Origin of the sequence: Clostridium sp. AM43-3BH, from assembly GCF_003479985.1 — a bacterium.
In the GTDB taxonomy this organism is placed as follows: Bacteria; Bacillota; Clostridia; order Lachnospirales; family Lachnospiraceae; genus Otoolea; species Otoolea fessa.
Window position 1 is genome coordinate 106,253 of sequence record NZ_QUIH01000003.1, and the last position, 24,894, is coordinate 131,146.

The 24,894-nt window shown below is 47.4% G+C and carries 21 protein-coding genes and 4 tRNA genes; 24 read left to right on the forward strand and 1 reads right to left on the reverse strand.

Going from position 1 to position 24,894, the window contains the following annotated elements; genetic code table 11:
* Window positions 1–360: 360 nt before the first annotated feature.
* The 7 genes from rsmH (at window position 361) to DW931_RS06205 (ending at window position 11,943) form a co-directional block, all read left to right on the forward strand.
* Window positions 361–1,419, forward strand: a complete 1,059-nt coding sequence (gene rsmH / locus DW931_RS06175) for a 16S rRNA (cytosine(1402)-N(4))-methyltransferase RsmH (RefSeq protein ID WP_107000320.1) — start codon at window positions 361–363, stop codon at window positions 1,417–1,419.
* 21 nt (window positions 1,420–1,440) lie between these two features.
* Complete coding sequence (locus tag DW931_RS16065) at window positions 1,441–1,644, forward strand: hypothetical protein (protein WP_117796376.1); 204 nt, start codon at window positions 1,441–1,443, stop codon at window positions 1,642–1,644.
* 109 nt (window positions 1,645–1,753) lie between these two features.
* Window positions 1,754–2,575, forward strand: coding sequence for a tyrosine-type recombinase/integrase (locus tag DW931_RS06185; protein ID WP_227589521.1), 822 nt, complete (start codon window positions 1,754–1,756; stop codon window positions 2,573–2,575).
* Between the two features lie 255 nt (window positions 2,576–2,830).
* Entirely contained in the window at window positions 2,831–3,496 is a 666-nt protein-coding gene (locus tag DW931_RS06190) for a hypothetical protein (RefSeq protein WP_117796377.1), read from the forward strand.
* Window positions 3,497–3,548: 52 nt separating this feature from the next.
* A complete protein-coding gene (locus tag DW931_RS06195) occupies window positions 3,549–7,691 on the forward strand; it encodes a VWA domain-containing protein (protein WP_118481817.1) in 4,143 nt (1,380 codons plus the stop codon).
* A 199-nt stretch (window positions 7,692–7,890) separates the two neighbouring features.
* Window positions 7,891–8,691, forward strand: a complete 801-nt coding sequence (gene srtB / locus DW931_RS06200) for a class B sortase (RefSeq protein ID WP_182429110.1) — start codon at window positions 7,891–7,893, stop codon at window positions 8,689–8,691.
* 291 nt (window positions 8,692–8,982) lie between these two features.
* A complete protein-coding gene (locus tag DW931_RS06205) occupies window positions 8,983–11,943 on the forward strand; it encodes a hypothetical protein (RefSeq protein WP_118481815.1) in 2,961 nt (986 codons plus the stop codon).
* Window positions 11,944–12,102: 159 nt separating this feature from the next.
* Here the strand turns inward: DW931_RS06205 and DW931_RS06210 are convergent, their stop codons facing one another.
* Window positions 12,103–12,927, reverse strand: a complete 825-nt coding sequence (locus DW931_RS06210) for an EFR1 family ferrodoxin (RefSeq protein WP_118481814.1) — start codon at window positions 12,925–12,927, stop codon at window positions 12,103–12,105.
* A gap of 321 nt (window positions 12,928–13,248) precedes the next feature.
* Here DW931_RS06210 and DW931_RS06215 point away from each other — a divergent pair, with 321 nt between their 5' ends.
* The 17 genes from DW931_RS06215 (at window position 13,249) to DW931_RS06290 (ending at window position 24,878) form a co-directional block, all read left to right on the forward strand.
* On the forward strand, window positions 13,249–14,463 hold the full coding sequence (locus tag DW931_RS06215; RefSeq protein ID WP_118626924.1) for an L-aspartate oxidase: 1,215 nt from the start codon (window positions 13,249–13,251) through the stop codon (window positions 14,461–14,463).
* A complete protein-coding gene (gene nadC, locus DW931_RS06220; RefSeq protein ID WP_118481813.1) occupies window positions 14,429–15,280 on the forward strand; it encodes a carboxylating nicotinate-nucleotide diphosphorylase in 852 nt (283 codons plus the stop codon). The genes DW931_RS06215 and nadC overlap by 35 nt, the downstream gene beginning before the upstream one ends.
* A gap of 47 nt (window positions 15,281–15,327) precedes the next feature.
* Window positions 15,328–15,867, forward strand: coding sequence for a transcription repressor NadR (locus DW931_RS06225; RefSeq protein WP_333489813.1), 540 nt, complete (start codon window positions 15,328–15,330; stop codon window positions 15,865–15,867).
* A gap of 45 nt (window positions 15,868–15,912) precedes the next feature.
* Complete coding sequence (locus tag DW931_RS16070; protein WP_207664441.1) at window positions 15,913–16,050, forward strand: hypothetical protein; 138 nt, start codon at window positions 15,913–15,915, stop codon at window positions 16,048–16,050.
* A 4-nt stretch (window positions 16,051–16,054) separates the two neighbouring features.
* Window positions 16,055–16,128 (forward strand) — tRNA-Arg (locus tag DW931_RS06230).
* 27 nt (window positions 16,129–16,155) lie between these two features.
* Window positions 16,156–16,229 (forward strand) — tRNA-His (locus tag DW931_RS06235).
* Between the two features lie 26 nt (window positions 16,230–16,255).
* Window positions 16,256–16,327: transfer RNA gene (locus tag DW931_RS06240), tRNA-Gln, on the forward strand.
* A gap of 8 nt (window positions 16,328–16,335) precedes the next feature.
* A tRNA-Lys gene (locus DW931_RS06245) sits at window positions 16,336–16,408 on the forward strand.
* 138 nt (window positions 16,409–16,546) lie between these two features.
* On the forward strand, window positions 16,547–17,395 hold the full coding sequence (locus DW931_RS06250; RefSeq protein WP_117796384.1) for a YitT family protein: 849 nt from the start codon (window positions 16,547–16,549) through the stop codon (window positions 17,393–17,395).
* Window positions 17,396–17,617: 222 nt separating this feature from the next.
* Entirely contained in the window at window positions 17,618–18,187 is a 570-nt protein-coding gene (locus DW931_RS06255; protein ID WP_118481812.1) for a DUF3793 family protein, read from the forward strand.
* A 41-nt stretch (window positions 18,188–18,228) separates the two neighbouring features.
* Entirely contained in the window at window positions 18,229–18,657 is a 429-nt protein-coding gene (locus DW931_RS06260; protein ID WP_118481811.1) for a flavodoxin, read from the forward strand.
* Between the two features lie 259 nt (window positions 18,658–18,916).
* Window positions 18,917–20,617 carry a glutamine--tRNA ligase/YqeY domain fusion protein gene (locus DW931_RS06265; protein WP_118481810.1) on the forward strand — a complete coding sequence of 567 codons (1,701 nt, stop codon included), beginning with the start codon at window positions 18,917–18,919 and terminating at the stop codon, window positions 20,615–20,617.
* A gap of 466 nt (window positions 20,618–21,083) precedes the next feature.
* Window positions 21,084–21,380 carry an OadG family protein gene (locus DW931_RS06270; protein WP_118481809.1) on the forward strand — a complete coding sequence of 99 codons (297 nt, stop codon included), beginning with the start codon at window positions 21,084–21,086 and terminating at the stop codon, window positions 21,378–21,380.
* 46 nt (window positions 21,381–21,426) lie between these two features.
* Window positions 21,427–21,855: an acetyl-CoA carboxylase biotin carboxyl carrier protein subunit gene (locus DW931_RS06275; protein ID WP_117796386.1), complete on the forward strand. Its 429-nt coding sequence runs from the start codon at window positions 21,427–21,429 to the stop codon at window positions 21,853–21,855.
* A 183-nt stretch (window positions 21,856–22,038) separates the two neighbouring features.
* Window positions 22,039–22,485, forward strand: coding sequence for a biotin/lipoyl-containing protein (locus DW931_RS06280; RefSeq protein ID WP_117796387.1), 447 nt, complete (start codon window positions 22,039–22,041; stop codon window positions 22,483–22,485).
* An 11-nt stretch (window positions 22,486–22,496) separates the two neighbouring features.
* Window positions 22,497–23,636: a sodium ion-translocating decarboxylase subunit beta gene (locus tag DW931_RS06285; protein WP_117796388.1), complete on the forward strand. Its 1,140-nt coding sequence runs from the start codon at window positions 22,497–22,499 to the stop codon at window positions 23,634–23,636.
* A gap of 141 nt (window positions 23,637–23,777) precedes the next feature.
* Window positions 23,778–24,878 carry a CoA-transferase gene (locus tag DW931_RS06290; RefSeq protein WP_022359951.1) on the forward strand — a complete coding sequence of 367 codons (1,101 nt, stop codon included), beginning with the start codon at window positions 23,778–23,780 and terminating at the stop codon, window positions 24,876–24,878.
* Window positions 24,879–24,894 lie beyond the last annotated feature (16 nt).

Here is a 24,894-nt window from a genome sequence, read left to right on the forward strand (position 1 = left end):
TATAATCATTTTATTGAAAGCGGGATGCTGTGTCAAGTATCCCGCCGATGCAAAACGCCACACAATTTGTCATACTATGCACGTTGAAAAGGAGTATCCGGGCAGGCAGGAGCGTCAGAAATTGGGGAGAATGAGTATTTTATATACAGAAAGATTTGATGGCTCATCTGCAAACATCTGCCCGGAGAAACATTTCAACCAAAACGCCTTTATTGTATACCTATGATGCTGCGTTTTATCTGGAAAAATCAAGAAAGAATTGACATTTGAACGCCTTCCATATATGCTTGAACCAATATGATTTTCGATTTGACAGATGGGAAAATCAATGGAAAATCTAAGCAGATATGGGAGGCTTTTATGGATCAGGAAAATCAGACACCACACAAACGGCGTGTCAGATATAAAGGAAAATATCCAAAAAAATTTGAAGAAAAATATAAAGAGCTGCAGCCGGAGAAGTATCAGGACACGATCCAGCATGTGATTCAGAAGGGAAATACACCAGCGGGCATGCATATTTCCATTATGGTGCAGGAGATTCTGGACTTTTTGCAGATCCAGCCGGGGCAGGTCGGATTTGATGCGACGCTAGGATACGGCGGACATACGAAGGCAATGCTGGCCTGCCTGAAAGGGCAGGGACATATGTATGCGACCGATGTTGATCCGGAGGAATCCGCCAAGACGCGGAAACGCCTGGAAGAAGCGGGCTATGGCGAGGACATGCTTTCAATCCGTCTCCAGAACTTCTGTACAATCGATGAGATTGCCAAAGAAGCGGGTGGTTTTGATTTTATTTTAGCCGATCTGGGCGTGTCTTCGATGCAGATTGACAATCCGAAGCGAGGCTTTTCGTTCAAGGTAGATGGGCCGCTGGATCTGCGCCTGAATCAGGAAAAAGGCATCAGCGCCGCCGAGCGCCTTGACACGATCGAGCGTGAGGAGCTGGCGGGCATGCTGTACGAAAATTCAGACGAACCGTATTGCGAGGAGCTGGCAAAAGCGATCACGGATGAGATCCGCCGTGGAAACCGGATCGATACGACCACGAAACTCCGTGAAATCATTGAAAAAACATTGGATTTCCTTCCGGAAAAGGAGAAAAAGGAGACAGTCAAGAAGACCTGTCAGCGTGTTTTCCAGGCGCTCCGGATCGATGTAAACCAGGAATTTGAAGTACTCTATGAGTTTATGGAGAAGCTTCCAAATGCGCTTCGACCGGGCGGACGGGCAGCGATCCTGACCTTCCATTCCGGAGAGGATAAACTGGTGAAAGCGGCGCTCAAAGAGGGATATCGCGCCGGTATCTATAAAGAATATTCCAAAGATGTGGTGCGCCCGTCCGCGCAGGAGTGCGTACAGAACCCGCGTGCCCGCTCAACGAAGATGCGCTGGGCGATCCGGGCGGACGAGTAAAAAGAATATAAAAGAAAATATATGAAAAAACAGGGCAGCTGTTCCGAGCAATATGGGAGCGGCTGTCCTGTTTTTATTGTGAAGATCAAAGAGAGTCCATGTGAAAAAATTTCGGGCGCAGTGATGTCTGGTTCTGCAAAAATCCGATTAAAAGAGCAAAAATGTTTTTTTAGCGAGATTTCTGTTTCCGGTGCGTATACTATAAGATTACTTTTCAGAAAATAGAAAAGTGGTCACAGTTGTGAAAGAAGAAACAGCTGCGAAAAAAACAAATCCGCGAGAAAGTTTCGTGAGAAAGAGAGGAAACGCATTGAAACAGGAAACACAAAATGAATTGGAACGATTTAGGGATTATTTGAGAGAACAGGAAAAAAGCAGCCATACGATCGAAAAATACTGCCGGGATGTGAGAAAGTTTTTGATGTTTGTGGGTGAAGAATGGGATAAAAACACAATTATATCGTTTAAGGAATATCTGCAAGCCCATTATAAAACATCCAGCGCCAATTCGATGCTGGCATCTCTGAACAGCTACTTTCATTTTATCGGAAGACAGGAATACTGTGTCCGCACGTTCCGGGTGCAGAAGCGGATTTTCTGCGATGAGAGACGGGAAATGACGCGCAGCGATTACCAGAAGTTAGTTAAGGCGGCACGGGGACGCGGCGATGAACGTCTCTGTGCGATTTTGCAGACAATCGCGAGCACGGGCATACGAATCAGCGAGCTTTCATATATTACAGCGGAATCGCTGGCACAGGGGGAAGTAGTGATCGACTGTAAGGGAAAACAGCGGGTGATCCTGCTGCCGCAGTCGCTGATGCTGTATTTGACGCAGTACTGCCGGAAGCAGCGGATTGTGAGAGGCAGCATCTTTGTCACAAAAAACGGGCAGGCAGTCCGCAGACAGAATGTGTGGGCGGACATGAAATCCGTCTGCACCGAAGCGGGTGTTCTTCCGAGCAAGGTATATCCGCACAATCTGCGCCATCTGTTTGCCAAGATATTTTATGAGCGCGATCACGATCTGGTTCGTCTGGCGGACTATCTGGGTCACAGCAGCGTAGAAACGACACGCCGTTATACGATCATCAGCAGTCGGGAAGCGTGCCGCAGACAGCTGGAATTAGGTTTGTTGATTGATAGGGAAAATTGACGAAAAACATAATGGGAATTATGTCATGAAATGGAAAAAATCTGCATACATATCTAAATATATGATTCTATTATTAAGTTTATCACTTCTGAGAAAGAATTTCAACATACAAAGGCGTTAAAAACAGTACTTGAAATAACACAGATATTCTATCCAAAATCTGGAAAATTCGACAAAAGCTTTGCAAATAAAAGAAAAAATGAAACAGTCGGATATGACATAATTCCCATTATGTCATCCGGGGAGGTGGAGTATGTGAGAGAAGATCTGACGGGGCGCCGGTATGGACGTCTGACTGTCTGCCGGGAAATAAAACAGGCAGCAAAAAGCCGCCGCCATTACTGGCTGTGCCGGTGCGACTGCGGGAAAGAAAAGACCGTGGAGGAGTCCCATCTGAAAACAGGGCATACGAAAAGCTGCGGGTGCTATCGGAAGGAGCTTCCGTCCAGTCGGCGGATCGATCTGACAGGCCGTCAGTTCGGACGTTTGAAAGTGCTTGAAGAGGCGGATAATTCCAACCGGACAGGCGGATATTGGAAATGTGTCTGTAGCTGCGGACGCCTGATTGAGGCATCCAAAGAAAGCCTGTGCGCGGGAAAAACCAAGAGCTGTGGGTGCCTGCAGGCGGAGACACGAAAGAAAAACATGAAAAAAGCGATTCATTTTGTAGGCGGAACCTGCCTGGAACGAATCGCCAACCAGAAAAATACGGCAAACAATACAAGCGGCTACCGAGGCGTCTACCAGCGGGAAAATTCCCGGTGGCGGGCAGCGATCGGCTTTCAGGGAAAAGTGTACAACCTTGGAACCTTCGTAAACCTTGAGGATGCGGTGGCAGCGCGGAAAAAAGCAGAAGAGGAATTGTACGAGCCATTTTTGCGGGAACATGGCGTGAAAGCGGTGCAGAAGGGAGGTATTTAAATCTGCATAAGGGGACCTGCGTTGATGATAGATAAGACAGGAGGCAAAAAGAATGAAAAAAGCGAAGAAAAAGGGGAAAAGTTACAGTCAAGGATGGTTTGAACGTCAGTCAAGGCGTTTCATGTCAGTGCTTTTGTGCAGCAGTATGTTGAGCACAAGCGTGGCAAATACAGCCGCATTTGCAGCTGCCACATCCGAAGGAGGGGATGAAAGACAGGAATTTTCATTGGAAAAAGAAGTCCTCAGGCAGGCAATCCGGGATGCTGCTAAAAAAGGGAAGACAGTAAAAGAGGATGTATTTACGTTTTCCGGCGATGAGGCAGAAACCTACGAGGGACTGTTTGAAGAAGGAAATCTATATGAACTGCATCCAGATTTCGAGAAGAAAAACGACCGGCTTACTTTGAAAATGTATGCCCGCTTAGAGGATGAAGAGGACATGGATCAGTATACGATCAGCGGAAATGAAGAAATTATTTTCCTGATGACCAACTCTTCTTCAAAAGAGCGCACCGGACGGATTCTGGTGGATGGAAGAGCCAGCGCATGGATGACGGTTGCGCCATTTGGTGAAGTAAAAAAGCAGGTTGAGCTGGAGACAGAGGAAGCGGTTCCGACCGAGATAGAAAATGAGGTAAAAGAACCGGAAAGTGCAGTTCCGGCAGGAAGTGAAGATATCACAGAAGAGGATACGGCTCTGGAGGACGATGTAAAGGAGCAGGAAAATGCTTCAGATGCAGGTAACAATCAAATAAAAGAAGAATCGGAAGCAGCGGATGACAAGAAAGATTTATCGGAACCGGATTCTGAGAACGAGAATGAAAAAGCAGACATGGATGCGATCGAAACAGATACATCCGATGCAGATACATCGGATTCAGAAAATGACAGCGCCCAGGACGAAGATTCAGTTCAGGTATCACGTTCGGCTCATTTTTCGATGTTTTTGACTTCAGCTGCAATGGCATCTCCGCCTGATGCAGAAGAAGAGGACGAGAACGATGAAAATGAAAAAAATAAGGCGATTGTAGGCGACGAAGCAGAAGAAGACAATTTCGAACGCATTCTGGGGGATTCATATGAAACGGTAGGCATTAAGAATGCATCCGCAGCCGCATTTGTAACTTCCGCGATGGAGCTTGGTCTGACAGACGTAGCTGTTTTGTCGGCAGTGGAAGTGGAAGAAATTCCACACTGGCAGATTTCGAAGTCTAAAAAAGCTACCAATCTGGACGAAAACTTTGAATCCCAGGTAACACTTTCCCTTCCGTCAGCGGAGGAAAAACTGGAAAATGACATTGTGTTTGTGCTGGATAAATCTACCAGCGTGCAGCTGGAAAATGAGGCGTTAGAGATGCTTAAGGAGCTGCAGGCGCAGGCAAAGAAAAATGGCGCAAAAGTAAAGGTTGGAGTCGTTATTTTTAATAAAGAAGCGCATAAGTCTGACTTTATGGATTTGGAAACCCAGTATGATGCGATTGCGGCAGCGATCCGTGAGAATATTAGCAGCGGAACGAATCTTTCGGCTGGAATCCTTGCAGGCAAGAAAATGCTGGATGAGGATACGCAGGTGGCAGCAGGAAGAAAGAGCCTGGTGCTTTTAAGCGATGGCATTACCTATATTTTTGGGGAAAAACCGACGGCGGTTGCCTGGGGATTTGAGAATGATGGTTCAGAACATTCCTGGGCGGGACCGGATAACTGGATTCTTAAATATGGGAATAATAAAGCATTATCGGAGGATGAGTGGAACGAGCGCCTGGGTACAATCAAAGCGCAGATGGATGCACAGGGCGATGAATTTGACCATCCATATGAGCAAGGAGATTTAACGCCATGTACCCCACCTGGTGAAGGAAAAGAACGTGCCAATAGCGTTGATAAAGCACTCTATCTTTCCTATGAGGCATATCTGGAAGCGGCGAAGGAACAGTATCACTGCTATGCGATGCCGATTGGTTCATCTGCTGGTGAAAGCTATCCATGGGGACCGAGCTTTGTGAAATATCTGGCAGACGGAAAAACGGTAAGTTTTGAAGATATCAAAAATGACATCCTTTATGCCGTCGATCGGGACTCGACTGTGGAAGATTATATGGGTTGGGTCAAGGATGACTACAATTTTGACTTAAAGAGCATCGACCGTCTGACTGTTGGCGGCAGGGAGCTTTCTAAATGGAAAGATGGAAATACCGTTTATTTTGGAAATGAAGACGTGAATGCAGCTCAGTATCGTTTTAAGGTGGAATACGATCCGTCGGATAAAGAAGGAGGAGAACATTTCGTCTGGACGATGAATGAGGCGGTAAAAAATAATGAACCGGTTCAGCTGACCTATACGGTAAAACTGGTAAATCCGAAGAACAATCTAGGAGAATCGTATGGACGGTACGATGAAGACGGAAGCGAAGAGTATGATGGACTTTATACGAATCAGAAAGCAGTGCTGCATCCGGTTGGAAGCGATCAGGAAAAAGGAAAAGCGGAGGTATTTTCGAAACCGACTGTATCATATACGATTCCGGGAGGAGAACTTCCGACGATTCCAGAAGGAGGAACTTCTAAATCGAAGACAGCGGAACAGCTGGATGAAAATTTTAAGTCTCAAGTGGCTTTGTCCTTGCCGTCAGCGGAGGAGCAGCTGGTAAGTGATGTGGTGCTTGTCTTAGATAAATCAACCAGCATGGGACTGAAAGAGCAGGCGTTGGAAATGCTTCAGAACCTCAAGAAAGAAGTGCAGGAAAAGGGAGCAAAGGTCAAAGTGGGAGTAGTGCTCTTTAACAAGGAAGCCCATACGGATGGATTTATGGATTTGGAGACCCAATATGAGGCGATTGAAGCAGCCATTTGTCGGGAGATTAAGAGTGGAACCAATCTTCACGCAGGTATTTTAGCGGGTAAATCGATGTTAGACCAGGATACAGGAGTGGCAGATGAACGCAAGACACTGGTAGTTGTCAGTGATGGTATTACCTATATGTTTAATGAGAATCCGACGGCGGTTGCCTGGGGATTTATGGCAGATTCTCCGAAACATTTTGCAGGGCCGGATAACTGGAATTCCAAGTATGGAAATAATCAGGCACCGGCGGACTGGAATGCATGGCTGACCGGCATAGAAGCCAGACTTTCAGAGCAGAAGGATACACACGACTATCCATATGGAACGGAACCGGATGTATCGCTTATTACACCGGTGGAGGAAGCAGGAAAATATGTGAATTCGATCGATAAGGCATTATATCTTTCATACGAGGCGTATGCACAGGCAGCTTCGGAAGGATATCACTGCTATGCGATGCCGATTACGCCGCCCGGAACGGCAAGTAACTATGAGTGGGGAATGAGTTTTATGCGGTATCTTGCGAACGGAAAGCAGGTTTCATTTGACAGTATAAAAAATGATATTTTGTATGCCGTTGATAAAGGTTCTGTTGTGAAAGATTATATGGGCTATGTGAAAGAGGATTATGACTTTGATTTCGACCACTTAGACCAGCTGACAGTAGGGGGAAAAGCGCTTTCTATGTATCAGGAGGGCAACACCTGGTATTTTGGAGACGGAGAACCGGGACCGCAGAATTACCGTTTTAAAGTGGTATATGACGCAGGAAATAAGGCAGAGACAGAGATGTTTACCTGGTATATAGAAGAACCAGTTTCAAACTTTGCACCGGTGCAGCTTACCTATACCGTAAAACTGATAAACCCAAAGACGGCAGATGGAACGTATGGAAAATATGACCGGGACGGCAGCCAGCACTATGAAGGGCTTTATACCAATCAGGAGGCGGTTCTGTATCCGGTAGGCAGCCATGGAAATGAGTATCGGCCAGAGAAATTCGCGAAGCCTACCGTATCATATGTGGTAGAACATGGAACCCCGGAACCGGGACCTGCTCCTACTCCGACCCCGAATCCAGACAATAACGGAGGCGGAAGCCACGGCGGTCACGGCGGCGGAAGTAGTTCTGGCAGTAAAAAGTCTTCGACCACAACCGCGTCGGGACCGGCAGCACAGCCGACGGAACCGGTTACGCCGGTTGTACCAGAACCTCAGCCGGTTGTACCGGCAGAAGGACTTCCGAAGACCGGGGATACGGATCGGATGGATGTGCCGATGGCTCTGCTGGCAATTGGAATGATGGCAGCAGCTTATGTATTAATGACGGGCAGAAAAAAGACGGAAGAGTAAGACAAGATATAGAAAAATAAAAATTGCCCGGTTATAAGAGCAGGTTTTTAGGGCGGCGCCAGAAAAAATGGCGCTGTCCTAAAACTATGCTGTTATCTGTTTCGTTTTGTATGCAAATTAATACATCATTTATAAAAATATATAATTTGCTTAATAAATAAAGGCGCAGAACGTTTCACGGGCAAAGATGGAGGGATCGATGCAAAAGTGGACACGGAAAGCAGCGGCTGTGATAGCGGTCATCTGTCTGGCGTTCGGTACAGCGGGGGTGGCAATGCATAAATGGGATGAAATGCGTCAGGAGAAGGCGCATGAAGAGCTGACCGCTCAGGTTGTGGGAATGTCGGAAGCAGGGACGACAGGAGAAACAATGCCGGAGAAAAAAGTGCCAGAAGTGGAAAATGAGATAGGTGAGACGAATGCAATAAAGGAGACAGAATATGTGTCAGCAATTGATTTTTCAGCGCTGGATTCCCAGAATCCGGACGTCGTTGCCTGGATTCAGATTCCGGGAACACAGATCAATTATCCGGTGGTTCAAGGGAAGGACAATGATTATTACCTGCACCGTGACCTGAACGGACAGAAGAGCACGGCGGGCACGATTTTTCTGGACTATGCCGATCGGGCAGATTTTTCGTCCCTGCATAACGTGCTGTACGGTCATCACATGAAGAATGGAAGTATGTTTAAGGACATTTCCAGATACAAGGATCAGGGCTATTTCGATCAGCATTCAGAAATCATTCTTTATACGCCGGAGCGGGAGATTCATTTAAAAGCCCTGGCGGCTGTCTGCACATCGCCGGATGCGATCCGCCGGAAAACGGAGTTTGCATCGGGAGAAGAATTTGCGTCATATATTCAGCAGATGACAGCGGGCGCGAGCGCGTCCGCGCCGGTCGAGGGGACGATCGTGCGTTTGTATTCATTTGTGACATGCAGCTATGAATTTAACAATGCCCGGACAATTCTATATGCGTATGAATCGGCAGAATAGTAACGATTCACGGGTAGGCACTTTTGGAACCGAAAGTGCCGTAAGAAAACGTGGTGGCAGCAGGAATTTGCCGTATTTAAATGCGAAGCCACGGCAAATTCCGTTACTGGGCACGTATGCGTGAACAGTAACGCAGAATAAGATGGGGAATGTCCCAGATGTGGAAAAACAAAATGCGTTACCATGATGCAGTAACTGGATAGACAGAAAGACATAACATGGAAACGGACCGGAAAGAAATGTTTATACGCTACTGCATCTGGAAATAGATCTATCAAGGGAGGTAAAGGGATGGAAGAGAGAAAAATCAGGGGAAGGAGCCGGAGACGGAAGTATAAAAATCAGATGCGCCGTCCGATAGCAGTATTGTTGGCGCTGATGCTGTCGTTTAGTTCCTTCGGTACGGCGACTGCTTATGCGGATGATGCGGCAGTTGTCAAAGAAAGTGTGGACACAGCGGGAACGCAGGAGAAAGTCGATCTGGATAAGTGGATGGAGAAAGAAGTATTTGGTACTGGAAAACAGGCAGAGAATATTGCTGGGAAAGATACTGTTGGAGTGCAGGATGGTTCTACGGTAGCGGATGTTTCTGGAGATGAGGGCTCAGATGGAGCTGGTGAAGGAAATGAAGCCGGAACTGTGGGTTCTGTGAATGAAAATGGAAACAGCCAGACAGGGAAAGAAAACGGTCAGAATCCGTCGGGTGAACAGACGGATAATCCATACGATTCGATCGAACGCCCATCTCAGTCTGACACGGTAGAAATTATTCCGGGTGCGCCGTCCGACTCGAATAAGAACGAATCGGATGCCAATTCCGGTACAGGCTCTGCAGGTTCGGCGTCGGGAGCAGCCGGAGATTCTAATTCTCAGAATGGACAGGAAAATGTGGATAATTCCGGAAACCAGACGGGCGGCAGCCAGGAGACAGAGGTAAAACCTGTTTTACCGGAAGAGAAGGATTATGAATATTTTTATGATAAAGAAACTGGAAAATTTAAGGTAACCTTTAATATCAAAGAAGATGCCAAGGGTGACCAGACGATTGAGCTGAGCAAGGTGATGGAAGAGATCAATGCGGCTGGAAAGAAGCAGTTTGAACAGTGGTTCCAGACTAAAGAAGGTGCGGACGAGCTGGAAAATGCACAGTATTACGGACAAAATACGATCCGTCAGGTTTTCAATGGAGTTGAATATAGCTATAATATAAAAAATGGAACAGTCTGTCCGTATGAGGAACCGGGATGTACAATGGTATTTGATGTTTATATTACCAACGGTTCCAAACATACATATGTGTATAAAAATAACAGCTTTATCGTATCGACACCGGACATGAGCAATCAGGATCAGACAGGAGTCGTTGGATTTGAAGGACAGGAACTGCCGGATGATTATACGAAGGGATTTCTTTCTCCCAAGTATGATATAAAGAATTCCAGCACAACAGGAGTTATTGAAAATCTGATTGATGAGGCATTGAAAGACACGCAGTCTCAGCGCCAGTACGGAATTGATAAGGACGGAAATTTAACGACATCCTATATCAAATTAACGAAAGACGATATTAATGTTGGAGATCCGGTTTATAAGATTGGAAAAAAATATTATCTGTATTCAGAAAAATATGATTGCTATTATTGCGATTTTAATAGTGCACAGGTGGAAGAAAAACCAAAAGGTTCTGGAAAGTATTTTGTAAGCTCAATTCCGTCCAGTGGAAAAAACAATTATGCGATCAAGGCGGATGGAAGTAAATATTATGCTCCGTGGGTGCGTGGCGGTGAGATTGATGCAATCCGGGCATCAAAATATAAAATTCAGGATGCCTTGAATCAATATCTTTCTAAAAATAACACAACACTAGAAAAAGAAGTTCTTAAATACTACAACGAGAAAGGAGGAACTTCCTACACGACGATCGAGGAACTGCTTTCTAAGAATGAAGCAGCGGCAAATGAACTAACGCGAGCGGGAGAGAGCGGAAATTCTTCCTTGGCTTCTCTGGATCCGATGCTGATTCACTCCAGCAGCCAGTATGATAATTTTTATCAGAATATTTTCAGCTTCAATGTCGGCAGCCAGGAGGATATGAAAAAATTCCTGGAAAATGAAAATCTGGGTCACGGTCATGGTCATGGAAATTGGGCGACGGATGGGTGTGAGATGACGATCGGCGATTATATGGCGGATAAGTTAAATGAAACGGATGGTGCATGGGATAAGGCAAATGCCTATTTTAACGCATTGCTAAAGTCCGGTTTGATGGCGGAAGAAGCTACCTGGGTTGCATTTACCATGGCAACCAATATCGATGGCGAACGTTCAGATAACAATTATCAGAATACCGCCTGGAACTGGTACAGTTCCATGGTTCTCAAACAGCAGGATGGCACTTTCAACCTGACCAAGGTAGATACGGATGGCAGCCAGCTCGGAGATGACGAGGGCGAGGGGCAGACTTCGTTCTATCTCTGGTATATAGACAGCAAGACGGAGACAGATGAACAGGGAAATCAGAAGACAACGGATGTGACAAAATACTGTGTTTATGTGGATCCGGCCTACGAAACGGTAGAAAATGAAGATGGGACGAAGAGCCAGAAACTGGTAAAAGATGGATATTATGGATGGGTTGAGTACGATCCGGACAACAAAGAGTTAAATTATACCGTCTCGACGACCAACGGAACCCTGAATATTGATTATGCACTTTTAGAGGGAGTGGTCTATTACCTTCAGGAAAAGGCGGCGCCAGATGGATATAAGGTGGATTCCAATATTTATGTGATCTGCGATGAAGAATCGTATCAGCAGATGACAGCCGAAAAAGGGGTAAGCAGTGTGATTAACCCGGCCACCGGCGTGGAGAGCGCTGTGGTTTATATGGGCGCAATCAAAGGCGGCGAAACCCTGAAAGTAAACTTTGTCAACGGAAAGACAGCTCCGAAGCCAGATCCAACCCCGGATCATGGGGGTGGCGGAAGCCACGGCGGTCATGGAGGCGGCGGTTCCAGTTCTGGCGGAAAGAAGACAACCTCTGCGGGACCGGGGACAGTCACCGAAGAACCGGTGCTTCCGGAACAGCCGGCGGAAGTGCCGATTGAAAACATTCCTGCACAGGGACTTCCGAAGACAGGAGAGGACGGAGTAAACACATCGGCTCTGATGCTGACACTCGGACTGATCGCATCTGCTTATGTATGGATGAGCGGCAGACGGGAGGAAGAAGAAAAGAACCGTAAAAACTAAAAGAAAACGGTGATGATAAAGACGCAGAAACGTTGTAAATAGGTATAAATCAAACAGATATAAATCAAACAGATATAAATCAAACGGCAGCTGCTAAACAGGTGGATACAGTAAGTATCTCTTCCTGTTTGGCAGCTGCCGTTTGTCAAAATATATTTTTTAAATAAAATACTCCGCCTCACTCCTGCGCGTATAGTTCTGCTCCAGCATCGCGACGTGGGACAGAAAGGCCTCATTGTCGAAGTATTTGGCGCCAGCCGGGCAGATCTTGATGCACGCCTGACATTTAATGCAGATACCGGTGCAGGTGTCTGGTGCATCTGCCGGGATAGAGCCCATCGGACAGACCGTTGCACAGATGCCGCAGCCAGTACATTTTTCCGGATCGGTGACTGGTTTGGCTTTCAGGAAGACAGCCGGTTTTCCGTCGGTGCCGAGCGGGGTGTAATATGGTCCGACCGGATCATCGCCGCGCACGGCAATCGGAGCCGGGATTTCGGTCAGGGAAGCGATCTTTTCGGCTGCTTTGATGCCGAATGCATGGATCTGTGCGAGATCATCTGCATCTGGACGTCCGGTTGCCAGCTTGTCGCTGAATACGTGCTCGGTCGGGATACCGGCACCTGCGATGGTGTGGAAGCCGTGCGCCTCTAATTCATTGCGAAGCTCGATGAGCCCATTGTCGAAGTTGCGGTTTCCGAAGACAGCCACCGGAATGGCGAGCGCGCCATTTCCCTCAAAATGGGTCTGTACAAATGGGAGCATCTTGTTCGGGATGCGTCCCGCGTAGACCGGGGTGCCGATGACGAGCAGATCGTCTGCCCCGTATGTATGAACTTTTTCGCGGCTTTCCGGCAGCGTGAAATCATAGGAATCCATCGGGACGCCGAGTGTGTCAGCGATCGCCTGCGCCAGCGTGGTAACAACTTTTTTCGCGTTGCCGGTCGGGCTGAAATAGACTGCGTGTACGTGAGTGATTTTCATGAAAATACCTTCTCTTCGTATGCTTAAATTTAATTCGGTAAAATACCTTATTATAGTAGGTATTTTAATGGATTTATGGTAGGCTGTCAATGAAACATGAGTTTTTGTAGAATTACCAAAATATCATTACATATGTCTTGTCACATGAAATAATATGTGCTATACTGATGCGGATGCACAAATAAAGTTTTGGATTGAAAGAGAACTTTGTTTGCGATAGGGGCATAGAGTGGCAGATAGTATTCTGCGATTTGAAGGCTGAACTATCTGCAGGATAAAAAGATAAGTGCAAACTTATGGTATAGAAAGGAAGGCAACAAAATGGTCCGGGAGGAAAATTATGATGTGGTCATCGTCGGGTGTGGCGTAGGCGGTCTGTACACCGCTTTAAATCTGCCGTCGGAAGACCGGATCTTAATGATTTGCAAGGAAGATATAGAGAGCTGTGATTCCATGCTGGCGCAGGGAGGTATCTGCGTGCTGCGGGATGAGACGGATTATGATGCGTATTTTGAGGACACGATGCGCGCGGGACACTACGAGAACCGCAAGGAGAGTGTGGATATCATGATCCGCTCCAGCCGGGATGTGATAAATAATCTGCTGAAATTAGGCGTAGGGTTTGACAAAAATCCAGATGGCAGTTTAAAATATACAAAGGAGGGCGCGCATTCGCAGCCGCGTATCTGTTTCCATGAGGACATCACGGGAAAAGAGATCACGACGACTCTGCAGACGCGTGTAAAAGAACTTCCGAATGTAGAAATCCGGGAATATACTGTTATGACGGATATTTTGGTAGAAAAGGGCATCTGCATCGGTATTCTGGCAAAGAATGCAGACGGCGATATTTTAAAGATTCATGCGAAAGACACGGTTCTGGCGACCGGCGGTATCGGCGGGCTTTACAAGCATTCGACGAACTTCCCGAGCCTGACAGGTGATGGGCTGGATGTAGCAAAGAAACACGGCGTGCGTCTGGAACATCTCGATTATGTCCAGATTCATCCGACCAGCCTGTACAGCAAGAAGCCGGGACGCAGCTTCCTGATTTCAGAATCGACCCGCGGCGAGGGGGCAGTTCTGTTAAATGGAAAGGGCGAGCGCTTTGTCGATGAGCTTCTGCCGCGTGATGTGGTGACGCAGGCGATCGAGAAGGAGATGGAAAAAGAGGGCAGCGATCATGTATGGCTGTCGTTTAAGGCAGTTCCGGAGGAGACGATCCGGAACCATTTTCCGCACATTTATGAGGAGTGCTTAAAAGAGGGCTACGATATCACGAAGGAACCGGCTCCGGTCGTACCGGCGCAGCATTATTTTATGGGCGGTATCTATGTCGATCATTTCTCCGAGACGACGATGGACCACCTGTATGCGGTTGGTGAGACGAGCTGCAACGGCGTACACGGAAAGAACCGGCTTGCCAGCAACAGTCTGCTGGAAAGCCTTGTATTTGCAGAGAGAGCGGCAGGCAAGATCGCCGGACGGGAGGACGAAGAGTATGAATCCAATTACGATGCAGCTTGTTGCGGATGAGTATATCCGCATGGCGTTAAAGGAAGATATCAACAGTGAGGACGTTTCGACGAACGCGGTCATGCCGGAATACCGCAAGGGCGAGGTACAGCTCTTAGCCAAGGCAGACGGTATTATTGCCGGTTTACAGGTGTTTGAGCGCGTGTTTAAACTTCTGGACGAGGCGACCGAGACAAAATTTGAGGTAAAAGACGGGGATACCGTCACAAAAGGGCAGTTTTTAGGCGTGATTACCGGCGATATCCGGGTGCTTCTTTCCGGCGAGCGGACGGCGCTCAACTATTTACAGCGGATGAGCGGCATTGCGACCTATACGAATCAGGTGGCGAAGCTCTTAGAAGGAACGAAGACGACGCTTTTAGATACGCGTAAGACGACCCCGTGTATGCGTATATTTGAAAAATATGCGGTCAAGGTTGGCGGCGGCAGCAACCACCGTTACAACTTATCGGACGGCGTGATGCTCAAGGATAACCATATCGACGCAGCCGGCGGAGTTAAGGCGGCGGTTGAGGCGGCGAAGAAATATGCCCCATTTGTCCGCAAGATCGAGGTGGAGACGGAAAATCTCGATATGGTGCGCGAGGCAGTGGAAGCGGGCGCTGATATTATCATGCTGGACAATATGACCCCGGACGAGATGGCGGAGGCGCTCCGCATCATCGACGGACGCGCCGAGACGGAGTGTTCCGGAAATATGACGAAGGAAAATATCGCAACGATCACGAAATTAGGCGTAGATTATGTGTCCAGCGGCGCGCTGACGCACTCGGCACCAATTCTGGATCTGAGCCTCAAACATCTGCGGGCATTATAAAAATTTAAAAACTAAGAAAGGACAGGGAAAACAGGATGGAAACAACGATGACAGGAGTACAGCGGAGAAAGAAAATACTGGAAATGCTGGGACAGTCATCCACACCGCTTTCCGGCGGGGCGCTGGGGCGGGCAGTCGGCGTGAGCCGTCAGGTGGTGGTGCAGGATATCGCGCTTCTGCGTACCGAGGGACACCCTGTCCTTGCGACTGCCCGCGGTTATGTGCTGGAGGTGCCGCACCAGACGGAACGCCTCTTTAAAATGTGCCATACGACCGAGCAGACGCGCGAAGAGCTGAATACGATTGTTGATCTGGGCGGCGAGGTGCTGGATGTCATGGTCAACCACCGCATCTATGGAAAGGTATCGGCGCCGTTAAATATCCGCAGCCGCCGCGATGTTGAGGCATTTGTGGAAAATATCCGGACTGGGCGATCCACGCCGCTTTTAAACGTGACATCGGGCTATCATTTCCATCACGTGGCTGCCGATCAGGAGGAGATTCTTGACGAGATCGAGGCAGCGCTGCGGGAAAAGGGATTTCTGGCGGACTTCCTGTCATACGAGCAGGAAGAGGTGGAAAAATAGGGGGAAAGTCAAAAGAAATGAATTTTTGAAATTATTTTAAAAAATATGAAATTTCCTGTTGACATTCTTTTTCAAATGTTATATACTATCTTTGCTGTCGATGAGACAGATAAGCAGTTGGCTGAGAGGTCAGGTGCGGGAATGGTTACAGTGCCGGATAAAACGGTCAGAATCGCAAAATGAATATGAGTCTGTAGCTCAGCTGGATAGAGCAACGGCCTTCTAAGCCGTGGGTCGGGGGTTCGAATCCCTTCAGGCTCGTCGAATCTGTTTCGACAGATTCCTATGGTGGATATAGCGCAGTTGGTTAGCGCGCCAGATTGTGGCTCTGGAGGCCTAGGGTTCGAATCCCTATATCCACCTTCCTTTTAAAAGGATCTTTTGCTGATGGGCTATCGCCAAGCGGTAAGGCACAGGACTTTGACTCCTGCATTCGTTGGTCCGAATCCAACTAGCCCAGTTAAATATGGGGTATTAGCTCAGTCGGTAGAGCACTTGACTTTTAATCAAGTTGTCCGGGGTTCGAATCCCCGATGCCTCATTACGAAGACACATTGCAGACGCGATGTGTCTTTTTGTGTAATGGGAAATTCCTTGGAAGTCTCTATCACACAAAAAGGCGCTAACGTGCCAATGATGCGCGCTCGCGCGAAATTGTAATATGAGGAGGTTTTAAGTTATGGCAAAAAAGTCCATGCGCGTAATCGGGGAGTACACAATGATCACAGCGGCGACCTTTGTCGTGGCGGCAGCCGTCTATTTCTTTCTGATTCCGAGCGGTGTATCGGTGGGAAGTATTTCCGGTCTGGCGATGCTTTTGGGAAATGTGATACCGCTGCCGATTTCAGTGCTGACCTTTATTTTAAATGCGGCGCTTTTGGTGGTGGGCTTTCTTTTTATCGGACGCGAGTTCGGCGTCAAGACGGTGTATACGTCACTGATTCTGCCGGTTTTTCTGTGGGTGTTTGAGCAGGTTTTCCCGGATTTTGTGTCGCTCAACCAGGATGCGATGATGGATACGGTCTGCTATATCTTTGTTGTCAGCGTTGGTCTGGCTCTTTTGTTCTGGATGAATGCCTCGTCGGGCGGTCTGGACATCGTGGCAAAGCTCTTAAACAAATATTTCCATATGGAGCTGGGAAAAGCGATGGCGCTTCCAGGCATGTGTGTGGCGCTCTCATCCGTGTTTTTCAGCGATAAAAAACTGGTGGTGCTGGGCATTCTGGGTACATACTTAAACGGAATTGTGCTGGATCATTTTATTTTCGGTCTGAATCTGAAAAAGAGAGTTTGCATTATCTCGGAAAAAGAAGAAGAGATACGCCAGTTTATCCTGCATACGCTTCACAGCGGCGCGACGATCTATCAGGGATTCGGCGCGTTTGACAATGAGCCGAAGACGGAAATTATCACGATCGTAGATAAAAACGAATATGCACAGCTCATGCCGTATATATTAAAAACAGATCCGAAGGCATTTGTGACGGTGTATACGGTGAATGAGATTATTTATCGTCCCAAAAGATAGAAAATGATGTTACTGATAAAAAAACTCAGTAAGCAAAAATGAACAAAATTTGCTTGACGTGGTAAGTGATTCATGATATAGTCTCATTGAAGTTAGATAAGACTAACCTGTGAAAAGGAAAATAGAAGGCAGAAAAAGCCTTTTATTTTTTAAAAGATAGTTAGCCATATCTAACTAAAGGTAGATATGGCTAACTAAGAGAAGCAGTCAGGAGGCAGGAAGATGGAACGATTGTTTGAAGAAGTATTCGTAGAGGTGTGTGCGCCGACTCTTCGTGGCATCAAACCGTCGAACTTGTTCCGCTATCAGCCGCAGAACCGTGATAAACTCCTGGAAGCGCTTGATTTCTGGAACCGGGAACTGGAACCGTCGGGGCTTCAGGTGCGGGTGCTTAAAGAGTGCAGCCGGACGGGCGCGTTTCTGATTCTGGTGTACCGCGAGGAATGGCTTCGCTTTATTCTGGGTAAAATATCTGTACAGCACTTTTTAAAAAAGTCTGGTTACCAGATGCAGAAGACGGTCGATGGCTTTTTGAAGCAGCTTTCCAACCGGCTTTGTCTGGAACATGATTTTCCACATGAGATTGGCATTTTCCTGGGGTATCCGCTTGAGGATGTTGTTGGATTCATTGAAAATCAGGGAAAAAATTATACCTGCAGCGGTTACTGGAAGACGTATGGCGACCCGCAGGAAGCAAAACGGCGGTTTGATTCATACCGGGAATGCACGGAAGTGTGCCGGGAGAAATACCGTCAGGGGACACCGATTATTCAGCTTGTAAAAGCCGCATAATAAATCTAAGTAAGTAAATTATTCACAAGGAGGAAATAAAAATGAGCAAGGTAGCAATTGTATACTGGAGCGGAACGGGAAACACAGAGGCTATGGCAAATTACGTAGCAGAGGGCGTTAAGAAAGCGGGTGGCGAGGCTGATTTATTTACTTCCGCAGAGTTTGGCGCTGACAAAGCTGGCGAGTATGACAGAATCGCATTTGGCTGCCCGTCTATGGGGGCTGAACAGTTAGAGGAGTCTGAGTTCCAGCCGATGTTCGACGAGGTTAGCCCGGTTCTCTCTGGCAAAAAGATTGCATTATTCGGTTCTTACGGATGGGGCGACGGCGAGTGGATGCGTACCTGGGAGAGCGACTGCATGACTCTGGGCGTAACCATGGCTTGCGAGCCGGTAATCTGCAACGCAACGCCGGACGAGACAGCAGGTGCTGAGTGCGAGGCACTGGGCGAGGCTCTTGCAAACGCATAAGTAGAATTGCATAAAAACACATATATAATAAGAAGAAGTAGAATTACCTGCGAATGCAGGACATCTTAAATTGCCATAATAAAGATGCTTAAAAATTGAAAATCAGAAAAGGAAGTGTCCTCCCGCGGCGCTTCCTTTTTTGTGGGCAAATATCCCCTTTTCGAAAACTCCAAAATGTGATATGATAAAAAATAAAACTGTTTGATTTGACTCAAACAACAGTATCAATTTACGAAAAGAAACAACGGAGGGAATGTATATGGAAGAAAATAAAAAACCATTGGCAGAGGGAGAGGAGAAGGAAGAGACTGTCTCCAAGAACTTTATCGAGCGCGAGATTGACAAAGATCTGGCAGAAGGCGTTTACGATCATGTCCAGACGAGATTTCCTCCGGAACCGAACGGATATCTTCATATTGGACACGCTAAATCGATTATTCTGAACTCTGGACTGGCAAAAGAATACAACGGAAAATTCAATCTCCGTTTTGATGACACCAACCCGACGAAGGAGAAGACGGAGTTTGTTGAGTCGATCATCGAGGATGTAAAATGGCTGGGCGCTGATTTTGAGGACCGCCTGTTTTTTGCATCCAACTATTTCCAGCAGATGTATGAGTGTGCAGTTCTTCTTATTAAAAAGGGAAAAGCATTCGTCTGCGATCTGACAGCTGATCAGATCCGCGAGTACCGCGGTGATTTTAACAATCCTGGTAAGGAAAGCCCATACCGCAACCGCAGCATCGAGGAGAACTTACAGCTCTTTGAGGAGATGAAAGAAGGCAAATATGCGGATGGCGAAAAGGTACTGCGTGCGAAAATTGATATGGCATCCCCAAACATCAATATGCGTGATCCGGTTATTTATCGTGTAGCCCATATGCATCATCACAACACCGGGGACAAATGGTGCATTTACCCGATGTACGATTTCGCTCATCCGATTGAGGATGCGATTGAGCACATCACGCATTCGATTTGTACGCTGGAATTTGAGGATCACAGACCGCTCTATGACTGGGTCGTAAGAGAGTGCGAGTTTGAGAACCCGCCGCGCCAGATTGAGTTTGCGAAGATGTATCTGACCAACGTCATTACCGGAAAACGTTATATCAAGAAACTGGTAGAAGATAAGATTGTAGATGGCTGGGATGACCCGCGTCTGGTAACCATCGCAGCGCTGCGCCGCAGAGGTTACACGCCGGAATCCATCCGCCGCTTTGTAGAGCTGGCAGGTGTTTCCAAAGCAGATAATTCCATCGACAGTGCAATGTTAGAGTACTGCCTGCGCGAGGATCTGAAATTAAAGAAGTCCCGTGTGATGGCAATTCTTGACCCGGTCAAGCTTGTTATCGACAACTATCCGGAAGGACAGATCGAGGAGCTGGATGCACCAAATAATATGGAGAACGAGGAACTTGGTTCCAGAAAGATTCCATTTGGCAGAGAACTTTACATCGAACGCGAGGACTTTATGGAAGAACCACCGAAGAAATACTTCCGTCTCTTCCCGGGCAATGAGGTCCGCCTGATGAACGCGTACTTTGTTACCTGCACCGGATTCGAGAAAGATGCAGACGGTAATGTAACGGTTGTTCACTGTACCTACGATCCAGAGACGAAGAGTGGTTCCGGCTTCAATGCAAGAAAGGTAAAAGGTACGATTCACTGGGTAGCAGCACAGACTGCACTGAAAGCAGAAGTACGTCTCTATGAGAACCTGGTAGACGAGGAAAAGGGCAAACTCAATGCAGATGGAACGCTGAACTTAAATCCGAATTCCCTGCGCGTTCTGAAAGAGTGTTACTTAGAGCCGGGTCTGAAAGAGGCAAAAGCATTTGAGAGCTTTCAGTTCGTCCGCAATGGATACTTCTGCGTGGACTGCCGCGACAGCGAGCCGGGCAAACCGGTTTTCAACCGGATTGTTTCGCTGAAGAGCTCTTTCAAGCTTCCGAAATAAATCGAGAACAACTCTTGAAAATGTATAAAAAAATACAGAAAAAAGCGGCTTTGTTCTGATGAAAAAAGGAGAGAACGGGACTTTCAGAATACATTTTAGAATATGAGCAAAATGCTTGAGAGGTCTTGGCGATTCTTCCGGGGGTTATTAAGAAAAATGTAGAAAAATGTAGTAATAACCTATAAAAAGCAGGTTGTTTTTGCTAATAAAACACCCTGCTTTTTGTGCATAATTTATGAAAGGCTTGGTTGACAATCAGGGGGGTTACTGTTATAATTTAAGTAAAGTGAGCTGATCATGTCAATCTGTGGCTTCACTTGTTACAGTTAAGGGGAAAAGCCCCTTATAAATTGCTTTCAAAAATGGAATGCATTCCACAATACGGAATCTTACTGGTGGAATTTTATAAGTATAATTTTTCACAAAGAAAGCAGAACCTAAAATAAATAAGGAGGTGCAATGCACAATGTGGACTGAACCAACTATGCCTTTCGGGCAGTCAGTTATCGTTTCTCTGCTGGGTCTTTCGGTAGTTTTCCTGGCTCTGATCTGTCTGGCTCTGGCAATTATGGTAATTTCCAAGATTCTCCGCTCCGTTGTTTCTGATGGTGCTAAGGCCCCGGCCGCAGCACAGAAAGCAGCATCGGCTGTGTCGGATGAAGCTGATAAGGAATTACTTGCCGTGCTGATGGCAACGATCGGGGATGACCTCGGATTGCCGACAGACAAGTTTAAGATCTTGAGCGTGACAGAAGTTAAGTAATGAGAAACAGGAATGAAAGGAAATCGAAAGGAAGGTTAGAGCAGTTATGAAGTATACGGCTACCCTCAATGGAAAACAGTACGAAGTAGAACTTGAAAGAATCGATGCATACGAGCCAATGCCGCGTTACGGCGAGGCTCCGGCAGCAGCACCGGCTCCAGCAGCAGCACCGGCAGCACCGGCAGCTCCAGCACCGGCGCCTGCACCAGCAGCACCGGCTCCTGCACCAGCAGCAGCTCCGGCGGCAGCACCGGCAGCAGGTGCAACTACCGTAGAGGCTCCGATGCCAGGTAAAATCCTGAACATCAAAGTATCTGCAGGACAGGCAGTTAAGTTTGGTGAGACCGTCATCGTGATGGAAGCTATGAAGATGGAAACTGAAATCGTTGCTCCGGCAGACGGTACAGTAGCACAGATTCTTGTCAAAGCAGGCGACGCCGTTGACACAGGTGCAGCACTGGTTACCCTGAACTAATAGACGATACTATGATAAATAGCAACTGTTTACAAAAAGGAATTTTCGGAACTGAAAATTCTGTATGATACAGTTCAGGCAACAGATTTTGCCGATTTGGAATACAAAGCATCGGCAAAATCCCATTACTGGGCACACATGTGTGAACAGTAATGATAAACATTCGAAAGGACGTAAAGAATTATGAAATATGTTGCTACGATCAATGGAAAGAAATACGAAGTTGAAGTAGAAAAATTAGAAGCTTACAAATCTCTGGATCGTAATGGTGTAGCAGCTCCGGCAGCTCCGGTTCTTCCGGCATCCGCACCGGTACAGAGACCGGCAGCACCGGCTCCGGCTCCAGTTGCAGCAGCACCGGCTCCAGCTCCGGCACCGGCAGCGGCTCCGGCTCCGAAGGCAGCAGCTCCGGCGGGCGCAACTACCGTAGAAGCTCCAATGCCAGGTAAAATCCTGAACATCAAGGTATCTGAAGGACAGGCAGTTAAATTTGGCGAAGTAGTAGTTATTATGGAAGCCATGAAAATGGAGACTGAGATCGTTGCTCCGGCAGACGGTACAGTCAGCAAGATCCTTGTTAAGGCTGGCGATTCTGTTGATACAGGAGCTGCTCTGGTTGCTCTGAACTAGGAGGTTAGGTAATGAACTTTTTTGAAATATTAAAAGAGCTTCTTGCACAGTCGGGTTTCGCAGCATTGACCTGGAGAAGCTGTGTAATGATTCTCATTGCTTTTGTATTATTATACCTGGCAATTAAAAAGCAGTTCGAGCCGCTTCTTCTGCTTCCGATTGCATTTGGTATGTTCCTGGCAAACCTGCCGTTGGCTGACCTGATGAAGGAAAGCGAGCCGTGGTATACCGCAGGTGTTCTGCGTATCATCTACGGCGGTGTTAAGTCCAGTTTGTTCCCGTGTCTGATCTTCATGGCAGTAGGTGCCATGACAGACTTTGGTCCGCTGATTGCAAACCCGGTGAGCCTTCTGCTTGGTGCAGCTGCTCAGTTCGGTATCTACATTGCATTCATGCTGGCTAACGCAACTGGTCTGTTTACAGTAGGTGAGGCAGCTGCTATCGGTATCATCGGTGGTGCAGACGGTCCGACCGCTATCTATGTAGCTAACAACCTGGCACCGGATCTGGTTGCTCCGATCGCCGTTGCCGCTTACTCCTACATGGCGCTGATTCCGCTGATTCAGCCGCCGATCATGAAGCTTCTTACCACTAAGAAAGAGCGTTCCATCGTTATGAAGCAGCTCCGTAAGGTAAGCAAGGTTGAGAAGATCGTATTCCCGGTATTCGTAGTACTGTTCTGCTCCCTGCTTCTTCCGTCCGTAGCTCCGCTGCTTGGTATGCTGATGCTTGGTAACCTGCTTCGTGAATCTGGTGTTACAGAGCGTCTTTCTGATACAGCTCAGAACGCACTGTGCAACATCGTAACTATCATGCTTGGTACTACCGTAGGTGCGACCGCAAACGGCGAGATCTTCCTGCGTGTTCAGACCATCGCTATCGTTTGCATGGGTCTTCTTGCATTCGCATTCGCTACCATCGGAGGTGTTCTCCTTGGTAAGGTGCTGTGCGCTGTAACCGGCGGCAAGATCAACCCGTTAATCGGTTCCGCTGGTGTATCTGCTGTACCGATGGCTGCCCGCGTTTCTCAGACAGTTGGTGCAAAAGAGAATCCGACCAACTTCCTTCTGATGCACGCTATGGGACCAAACGTAGCAGGTGTTATCGGTTCTGCCGTAGCAGCAGGTTTCTTCATGCTGATTTTCGGTTAATCGAATATTGATTTTTGGCTGTTGCAGCCGGGATCTGGCTGCATCTGGCCTGCGAAAGACCGCAGCGCCGGAAGTACCGGATCCCGTTTTTACTTATTTATATAGGTAGTTATAGAAAATTTTTTTAAAGGAGGCTTTATTGTGGCTAATAAAGTAATGTCTTTACACGATGCCGTAGAAAAGTATGTATGTGACAACGATGTACTTTGTCTCGGCGGATTTACAACAAACCGTAAACCGTATGCAGCAGTTTACGAGATCCTTCGTCAGGGTAAAACTGGTTTTGTAGGCTGGTCTGGCCCGGCAGGTGGTGACTGGGATGCGTTAATCGGTGAGGGCCGTGTGAGAGCCTACATCAACTGCTATACTGCAAACTCTGGTTACACCAACGTAGCTCGTCGTTTCCGTGCAGCTATCGAGAAGGGTGAGCTTACATATGAGGATTATTCTCAGGACGTTCTGATGCTTCAGCTTCATGCTGCATCTCTGGGTCTTCCGTACCTGCCGGTACGTATGATGCAGGGCTCCGGACTTGTTAAGTTCTGGGGTATCAGCGAAGAGAAGAGAAGAACCATGGAAGGTGTTGACAACCTGAAATGCGTAGAGATCGAGAACCCGCTTGAGCCAGGCGAGAAGCTGCTGGCTGTTCCGGTTCCGAAGCTTGACTGCGCTATCATCCATGTTCAGCAGGCATCTCCGGATGGAACCTGTATCATCGATGGTGATGAGTTCCATGACGTAGATATCGCTGTAGCTGCAAAACGTTGTATCGTTACCTGCGAGGAGATCGTAAGTGATGAGTATATCCGTCGTGACCCAACCAAGACAAGAATCTTTGGTGAGTGTGTAGACGCCGTTGTTCGTGCACCGTACGGTGCTTGGCCGGCACAGTGCTACGGCTATTATGATGATGATGATAAGGGCTTGAAAGAGTACGACAAGGCTTCCAAGTACCTTGACGCTGAGGATGCTAAGGCACAGCTTCAGAAGGCTGCAGACAAAGCTGCTAAGGCTGCTGCTGCTAAGCCGGAAGATGAGAAGCTTGCAAAAGCTGCAGAAGTTGCTGCACAGGCTGCAAAAGATGCTGCTGACGGCACCAAGATTCCGGAGACCTTCAAGGATTACCTTCAGAAGTATGTATATGGATGCAAGGATCAGGATGATCTGCTCAACGTACTGGGCGGCGCTCGCCTCATGAACCTTAAGAATGAGCCGCATCTTGGCTATTCTACCAGACATTAATTGAGGGAGGGAAAAT

What these genes read in the sequence shown, in the direction of transcription:
- rsmH (WP_107000320.1), top strand. Translation starts at nt 361, where the DNA reads ATGGATCAGGAAAATCAGACACCACACAAACGGCGTGTCAGATATAAA.
- DW931_RS16065 (WP_117796376.1), top strand. Translation starts at nt 1,441, where the DNA reads ATGAAAAAACAGGGCAGCTGTTCCGAGCAATATGGGAGCGGCTGTCCT.
- DW931_RS06195 (WP_118481817.1), top strand. Translation starts at nt 3,549, where the DNA reads ATGAAAAAAGCGAAGAAAAAGGGGAAAAGTTACAGTCAAGGATGGTTT.
- srtB (WP_182429110.1), top strand. Translation starts at nt 7,891, where the DNA reads ATGCAAAAGTGGACACGGAAAGCAGCGGCTGTGATAGCGGTCATCTGT.
- DW931_RS06205 (WP_118481815.1), top strand. Translation starts at nt 8,983, where the DNA reads ATGGAAGAGAGAAAAATCAGGGGAAGGAGCCGGAGACGGAAGTATAAA.
- DW931_RS06210 (WP_118481814.1), bottom strand. Translation starts at nt 12,927, where the DNA reads ATGAAAATCACTCACGTACACGCAGTCTATTTCAGCCCGACCGGCAAC.
- DW931_RS06215 (WP_118626924.1), top strand. Translation starts at nt 13,249, where the DNA reads ATGGTCCGGGAGGAAAATTATGATGTGGTCATCGTCGGGTGTGGCGTA.
- nadC (WP_118481813.1), top strand. Translation starts at nt 14,429, where the DNA reads ATGAATCCAATTACGATGCAGCTTGTTGCGGATGAGTATATCCGCATG.
- DW931_RS06225 (WP_333489813.1), top strand. Translation starts at nt 15,328, where the DNA reads ATGACAGGAGTACAGCGGAGAAAGAAAATACTGGAAATGCTGGGACAG.
- DW931_RS16070 (WP_207664441.1), top strand. Translation starts at nt 15,913, where the DNA reads ATGAAATTTCCTGTTGACATTCTTTTTCAAATGTTATATACTATCTTT.
- DW931_RS06250 (WP_117796384.1), top strand. Translation starts at nt 16,547, where the DNA reads ATGGCAAAAAAGTCCATGCGCGTAATCGGGGAGTACACAATGATCACA.
- DW931_RS06255 (WP_118481812.1), top strand. Translation starts at nt 17,618, where the DNA reads ATGGAACGATTGTTTGAAGAAGTATTCGTAGAGGTGTGTGCGCCGACT.
- DW931_RS06260 (WP_118481811.1), top strand. Translation starts at nt 18,229, where the DNA reads ATGAGCAAGGTAGCAATTGTATACTGGAGCGGAACGGGAAACACAGAG.
- DW931_RS06265 (WP_118481810.1), top strand. Translation starts at nt 18,917, where the DNA reads ATGGAAGAAAATAAAAAACCATTGGCAGAGGGAGAGGAGAAGGAAGAG.
- DW931_RS06270 (WP_118481809.1), top strand. Translation starts at nt 21,084, where the DNA reads ATGTGGACTGAACCAACTATGCCTTTCGGGCAGTCAGTTATCGTTTCT.
- DW931_RS06275 (WP_117796386.1), top strand. Translation starts at nt 21,427, where the DNA reads ATGAAGTATACGGCTACCCTCAATGGAAAACAGTACGAAGTAGAACTT.
- DW931_RS06280 (WP_117796387.1), top strand. Translation starts at nt 22,039, where the DNA reads ATGAAATATGTTGCTACGATCAATGGAAAGAAATACGAAGTTGAAGTA.
- DW931_RS06285 (WP_117796388.1), top strand. Translation starts at nt 22,497, where the DNA reads ATGAACTTTTTTGAAATATTAAAAGAGCTTCTTGCACAGTCGGGTTTC.